Origin of the sequence: Shewanella sp. SP2S2-6 (assembly GCF_031931965.1) — a bacterium.
In the GTDB taxonomy this organism is placed as follows: Bacteria; Pseudomonadota; Gammaproteobacteria; order Enterobacterales; family Shewanellaceae; genus Shewanella; species Shewanella baltica.
This window is the reverse complement of sequence record NZ_JAUOEQ010000008.1, coordinates 144,055-151,746: the sequence shown is the minus strand read 5'-3', so window position 1 is coordinate 151,746 and position 7,692 is coordinate 144,055. Positions and strand designations below refer to the sequence as shown.

The 7,692-nt window shown below is 50.3% G+C and carries 1 protein-coding gene; it reads right to left on the bottom strand.

The window, feature by feature from the left end; genetic code table 11:
• A partial coding sequence (locus Q4Q57_RS08685) for an Ig-like domain-containing protein (RefSeq protein WP_311890584.1) occupies positions 1-7,685 on the bottom strand: 7,685 nt, incomplete at its 3' end.
• Between the last annotated feature and the right edge of the window lie 7 nt (positions 7,686-7,692).

Here is a 7,692-nt window from a genome sequence, read left to right as displayed (position 1 = left end):
ACCGTGATGCTGAAGCTTTGCTCTGCCGTTAAGCCGTCCGTGTCGGTGACTTTCAGTGTCACCGCATGACTGCCCACATCGGCATTGCTTGGCGTGCCACTTAACAATCCAGTGGCCGCATTGAAGCTCAACCAGCTTGGTTTAGTCACCGCGCTCAATGTCAGTACATCGCCCACATCGGTATCACTCGCCGCAAAGCTATAGCTGTACGCCGCATCTTGAGTGGCAGCAGTGATAGCTGTTGAACTAATCGTCGGCGCATCGTTGACGTTGGTCACCGTGAGATTGAAAGCTGGCAGGCTCGCACTGAGCACTCCATCACTCACACTGATCACTATTGCCGTCGTCACACCGACATCCGCATTCGTTGGCGTACCGCTTAATTCCCCTGTTGCCGTATTAAAGCTCGCCCATGCAGGTCGATTCGTAATGTCAAAGAGCAGGCTATTACCATCCGCATCTGCACCTGTTGGCACAAAGCTATAAGGTGCACCTTGAGCCACATTCGTCGCGGGTATTCCCAAAATAGTCGGAGCACTATTCACCACAACCTCGAAGGTTTGAGTACTAGTATTACCCGCACCATCTTCGAGCGTAAGGGTGATGGTACTGGTACCCGAGCCAAGCGCAGTCACAGTCACACTTCTATCGGCATTGCTTCCTGCTAATACAACATCCGCCAGTGGGACCACTGTGGTATCTGAACTCGCTGGCGTCACAAGAATATCCGTCACAGCGGTTACATCATCGGCAATAGTAAACGCGAGCGTAGATGAACTCTCGCCAGGTTGAATGTTTTGATTATCAATTACTGAGGAAGTGGGCGCACTCGTATCAATAGTCACAGATAGAGCGCTCGATGCGACACTGCTATTTCCTGCGATATCAGTAGCAACCGCTGTGATGCTATGGGTGCCCGCACTCACGTTGGTCGCACTAACGCTCCAATCACCACTGCCATCCGCATTGACAGTGCCAAGCTCACCATCAAGTTGGCTGCTAAGGACGACACTGGCACCAGCCTCTGCGGTCCCCGTCAACACGAGTGTTGTATTCTTGGTGATATTATCCGCGAAACTCGTCCCCGAATCGCTTGCTGCATCCAGATCTGGCGTAGATGGAGCAGCTGGCGCCGTTGAGTCTTGAGTAATAGTAGGGACATTCTGGGGTGCGGAAACATTGCTCGCTGCATCGCTGGCAATCACAACGAAATTATTGTCGCTGTCCGTCGATAATGAGGCACTCAGAGTCCAAGTGCCCGCGACCACTATAGTGTCATCCAACACAGTCGCGTTATCGGCAACACCGTCATTATCCACATCGGCATAGAGGCTGATTGTCACCCCATCGTCAGGGTGCGTTCCGCTGATCAATGTCGTTGCCTGATTGGTACTTATAGTGCCAGCAGGCGTAGTAACAATAGGATCGACGGGGGCAGTCGTATCGACAATCACATTGGCACTGTTCCACTGGCTATAGCTTAAATCGGCATCGTTGCTGCCCGCATCCCGCATGGTGTCACCATTAAGCACTATGCCATTAGCATCGACAATTAAACCACTCGCCCCCGTGTTATCGCCCGCTTGGACCGTATATCTATAGGTCAGCACACCGCTGGTAGCTGATACGAATACCGCTTGACGAGCCACACCATCGATATCGAGCGTCAGCGTAGAAAGTGTGCTAGAAACCACCACATCCTCGGTCAGAGTAAGCGTGATATCGATAGCACTGCCGACGCCATAATGACCATCGTTAACATTAACCACATTCACGGTTGGAATGACAGCATCCTTCGATATGGTATCGGTTACTGCTGGGCTAGAAATATTACCCGCCGCATCAGTCAGGGTCAGACTCACGGTCAGAGTGCCATCCCCTAAACCGCTCACATCTATATTGGTGATCTGTTGTGACGCACTTGCGACTGCAATAGATCCTGTGACAGGCGTGCCCGTACTGCCAGTAATAGTGTAATTTGCACTGGTTCCCACCTCAGCACTCGCTAAGGTCAAGCTAATCATGCCTTGATTTGCCTGGGTGACCGATGCCTGATCAAAACTGACGCTGGCAATAGTCGGCGCATCCGTATCGACCGAGTGTGCAGCACCTGCACTATAGGCTCCGAGAGCATTACCCGCATCATCGGTGATATCACTCGATACATGGCCCACCTTCAGACTACCCGTACCCGAAATAGCATTAACAGTCACTGCAACGCCAGCACCTGAACTGGCTGAAACACTCGAAATAGAGCCGGATGCTGTGCCTGTGCTCACCAAGGCAAAATCATCCGTCGTCAGACTGTTCACAGATTCACTAAAGGCGAGGTTGAATATCACACTGACATCCGCAGCAGAGGCACCACCAGCGGGGGCCGAACTGGTTATCGTGGGAGTTTGTGTATCGAGCGTAAACGCAAGTGCCGTCGATGCCGCGCCAGTATTGCCAGCGACATCGGTCGCAGTGGCCGTAATGTTATGCGCTGAATTACTGGTTAATAGCGGCATGGTAAATGACCAATTTCCAGCACCATCAGCAGTTGTAGCCCCCAATGCGCCATCGATGCTGCTCGTGAGCGTCACAGTGCTATTCGCCTCGGCGCTGCCAGTGAATGTCGGGGTAGTATCGTTGGTTACATTATCTGTGCTGCTGATCCCCGAATCAGAACCTGCGGCAAGATCGAGCCCCGAAGGGGCTAAAGGTGGATCACGATCGACAGCATGGCTTGCGCCACCGGAATAAGCGGCGGTATAGCCATTGGTGCCATTACCATTACCGGCCGTATCTTGGATATTAGTATTCGCGTTGACATCGAGTCTCAGACTACCTGTACCACTCACAGTATTCACAGTCACATCAACACTGGTGCCGGATGCCGCAGAAACACTGGCAATACTGCCACTTGCCGAACCTGTTGCCGTAAGAGCAAAATCATCGATAGAGAGATTGCTCGCCACCTCATCTAAACTCACACTAAACACGAGACTAGCGGCGTTCGCTGCGGGTGAGCCCGATACTACCACGCCAGTAACAACTGGTGGAGTTACATCGGCAACGGTAAAGTTCCAATCGGTTTTATTACTAATGCCGGCGTAAATGTTACCCGCCAAGTCGGTAATAGCTCCATTGGCGATTTGAATATAATAACTGGTGTTTTCAACTAGATTAGCGGTTGGGTTAATAGTCAACACGCCAGCCGTTATCATTAGCTGCCCGGCTGGTGAACCCACCTCAATGGTCGCTACGGCCAGATCATCGGCATCGTAGATCACTATATTGCCAGTACCAAGCTGTATATCCTCATTCATGGTCAGCACAAAGTTGGCACTAACTGCCACCCCAATATCGCCATCTAGTGGGTTAACACTCTGTACTGTTGGCGTGGCTGTATCTATCGCATAGTTATTGGAATCCGTTGTGCCTGTGCCTGCATTACCAGCCGCATCGGCCACCCCAGTGTTATCCAATGTAATGATGTTGGTTGCATCCGTCACACTGGCGGTTGGCGTCAAAGTCGCCGTCCAGGTAATGCCCCCGTCACCGCTGCTGACCACAGTTAAAGTGCCGTTGGCAATAGTCAGATCCGCATTGGTAAAACCAGTCACTGCCTCATTAAAAGTGAAGGTCACCAGGGACGTTTCACCAACCGCTAATGCAGTGTCCGCGACGACTATTGTGGCCGTTGGGCGTGTTGTATCTATGGCATAGTTGTTGGAATCCGCTGTGCCTGTGCCTGCATTACCAGCCGCATCGGCCACCCCAGTGTTATCCAATGTAATGATGTTGGTTGCATCCGTCACACTGGCGGTTGGCGTCAAAGTCGCCGTCCAGGTAATGCCCCCGTCACCGCTGCTGACCGCAGTTAAAGTGCCGTTGGCAATAGTCAGATCCGCATTGGTAAAACCAGTCACAGCTTCACTAAAAGTGAAGGTCACCAGGGACGTTTCACCAACCGCTAATGCAGTGTCCGCGACGACTATTGTGGCCGTTGGGCGTGTTGTATCTATGGCATAGTTGTTGGAATCCGTTGTGCCTGTGCCCGCATTACCAACCGCATCGGCCACTCCAGTGTTATCCAATGTAATGATGTTGGTTGCATCCGTCACACTGGCGGTTGGCGTCAAAGTCGCCGTCCAGGTAATGCCACCATCCGATGAACTCACCGCACTTAATGTTCCATTCGCGATGGTAAGGTCCGCATTGGTAAAGCCAGTCACTGCCTCACTGAAAGTAATGGTGACCAATGACGTTTCACCAGCACCCAAAGCTGTATCAGCAACAACCAGTGACGCGGTTGGCCTTGTACTGTCAATTGCATAATTGTTGGAATCAGTTGTGCCTGTTCCCGCGTTACCTGCTGCATCTGTGATGCCAGTATTATCCAATGTGATGACATTAGTAGCATCGGTAATACTGGCCGTCGGTGTTAAAGTTGCAGTCCAAGTAATACCACCATCACCAGAACTCACCGCGCTCAGTGTTCCATTGGCAATCGTTAAATCTGCGTTAGTAAATCCTGTCACCGCTTCACTGAAAGTAATAGTGACCAACGAGGTTTCACCAATCGCCAGTGCAGTACCGGCAACCACTATTGAGGCTGTGGGGCGAGCAGTATCAATTGCATAGTTATTGGAATCAGTCGTTCCGCTTCCTGTATTACCAGCAGCGTTTTGTACACCGGTATTAGCTAGAGTGATGACATTGCTGGTATCCGTAATACTGGCTGTGGGTGTGAAGGTGGCCGTCCAAGTAATGCCGCCATCACCAGAACTCACCGCACTTAAGCTTCCATTAGCAATGGTTAAATCAGCATTGCTAAATCCAGTCACCGCTTCGCTGAAGGTGATTGTGACTAACGAAGTTTCACCTGCTGCAAGAGCTGTATCAGCAACGACAATTGATGCCGTAGGGCGCACAGTGGATATGGCGTAATTGTTGGAATCAGTAGTACCCGTTCCTGCGTTGCCTGCAGTATCGGTCACACCAGTGTTATCAAGTGTGACCAGGTTAGTGGCATCCGCAATACTGGCTGTCGGCGTCAATGTCGCCGTCCAAGTGATGCCTCCATCGCCAGAACTCACCGCACTCAAAGTACCATTCGCAATCGTTAAATCGGCGTTAGTAAAACCTGTCACCGCTTCACTGAAGGTGATTGTCACCAGAGAGGTTTCACCGGCTAACAAACTTGTATCCGCCACAACCAGCGAAGCCGTTGGACGCAGGCTGTCAATTGCATAATTATTGGAATCAGTAGTTCCGCTTCCTGCGTTACCTGCTGCATCTGTTACACCGGTATTATCCAAAGTGATCAGGTTGGTGGCATCGGTAATACTGGCGGTAGGAGTCAATGTTGCCGTCCAGGTAATGCCGCCATCACCAGAGCTCACCGCACTCAAAGTACCATTGGCAATGGTTAAGTCGGCGTTGGTAAAACCAGTCACCGCTTCACTGAATGTGACGGTGACCAATGAAGTTTCATCTACAGCCAGTGCGGTATCAGCAACCACTATTGAAGCAATGGGACGAACCGTATCGATTGCATAATTGTTGGAATTAGTAGTACCTGTTCCTGTATTGCCTGATGCATCGCTTACACCCGTGTTAGCAAGCGTGATGACATTGGTGGCATCAGTAGTACTGACCGTAGGTGTAAAGGTGGCTGTCCAGGTGACACCACCATCACCGGAACTCACCGTACTGAGTGTGCCGTTGGCGATGGTTAAATCTGCGTTAGTAAATCCTGTCACCGCTTCACTGAACGTAATGGTGACCAGCGGGGTTTCACCAATCGACAGCGCTGTATCAGCCACCACAATTGATGCTGTGGGGCGGGCGGTATCTACGGCGTAATTGTTGGAGTCTGTTGTACCCGTTCCAGCATTGCCTGCCGCATCGGTCATGCCAGTGTTGTCCAGTGTGATCAGGTTACTGGCATCAGTAGTACTGGCTGTGGGAGTCAATGTAGCCGTCCAGGTAATGCCTCCATCACCAGAACTCACTGCACTCAAAGTACCATTCGCAATCGTTAAATCCGCATTGGCAAATCCCGTCACCGCTTCACTGAAAGTGATGGTAACCAGCGAGGTTTCCCCAACCATCAAGGCGTTATCGGCAACTACAATTGTTGCTGTTGGTCGCGATGTATCAATAGTGAAATTACCGGAATTGGTGGTGCCGCTTCCTGGTGTTGATGTAGCAACGCTGCTGACGCCAGTCATGTTAACCGTAAATACGTTTGTTGCATCGGTAATACTAGCTGTTGGTGTGAAAGTTGCCGTCCAGGTAGTGCCACCATCACCAGAGCTTACAGCGCTCAGTGAACCATTTGGAATAGTGATATCAGCATTGGTAAAACCGGTAACCGCCGTTGAAAATGTAAAAGTGACTGTGGAGGTTTCGCCTGCTCTCAGTGCTGAATCCGATAAGTTAACGCTGCTGAGTGTTGGGGTAACAGCAGGCGGTGTATTAACAGCGCCTTGGATGGTAAAACTTCTGAACTCAAACTTGGCGACGTCAGCCGCTTGGGTACAGTTTGTACTGCAATCAAAATAGAGCTTAAAACCTGTCAGCTTAACCCCGGAAAATGCGGTTAGTTGCCCCGATTCGAAAGTAAAGGATTCACCGAAAGTACTAGTGCCATTTATTGTAGAAGAGTTGACCGTGCCCCCCCCCCGAACCATACCCACAATCCGCACATTGGTGAAGTTATGGGTATACTCTCCACTACTTAAGCCTGTGAGCTCAAACGCAGTAGTATTGGTTCCGTCTGCCTTTAAATAGAAATAGTGATTACTATTAATATTGGGAGTACCGGTCAAGATATAAGCAATGTCTCCATAAATTCCAACATTCCGTACACTATCATTTCCATCCGTTGCCGTTAATCTGAAATCGGTAGTACTAAGTTCTGTAGTGAGATTTCCTGACCAACCAGAAAATGTTTTTGTACCATTCGAAGCCGCTAATACACCCGAAAAATCCCTTAACGCCTTCTCAGAAAACGCCAACGTAGATTCAACATTTCCGCTTGTAACTTCTAAATCCCAGTCGCCCTGTAATTCGGCATTACCGGTTAAATTATTGGAGGCGGCAACATCCAAACCGGTGTTATTGCTGATGATATCCAACAGCGCTTCACCGGCTTCATTCGCGGCCAGATCGCAACCGTAAAATAATAAATCGCCACCTTCACGCACCGCGCCTTTTAGCGCGGCAAATGCGTGCACTTCATGCTGGATTGTCTCCGGGGTAATACGTGAATTACCGAGCAAAATAGCACCCGCTTGTGCGTGGGAGACCACATGAATAGCGGCGAGATTTTTGTGACCTTCAAGGGCATTAATGAATTGCGGTAATCCAGCGATAGAAGAATCTAACTCCACCAATTGCATGCCCGGTTTAAGGGCGCGACGCAATACCAATTTATCAGCCTCAGTCACTGCGCCATCAACAATCACCAGCTCACGCACCGGATGTGCACTCTGGATATCCAGTTGATCGCCAGATAAATCAATTAGATCCTGTGGTAGAGAGGTGTCTGAACGCAATGATAGATCGGTCGATGCACTTATCGATGCATTCAAATAGGAGCGTTGATAACTCGGCGCCGCGATTGCACCCGCACCATAGAGTCCAAATGGTAATAACAGCGAGGAAAGCCCACTAAGCAGTGTGTGTCTCATGATAAGT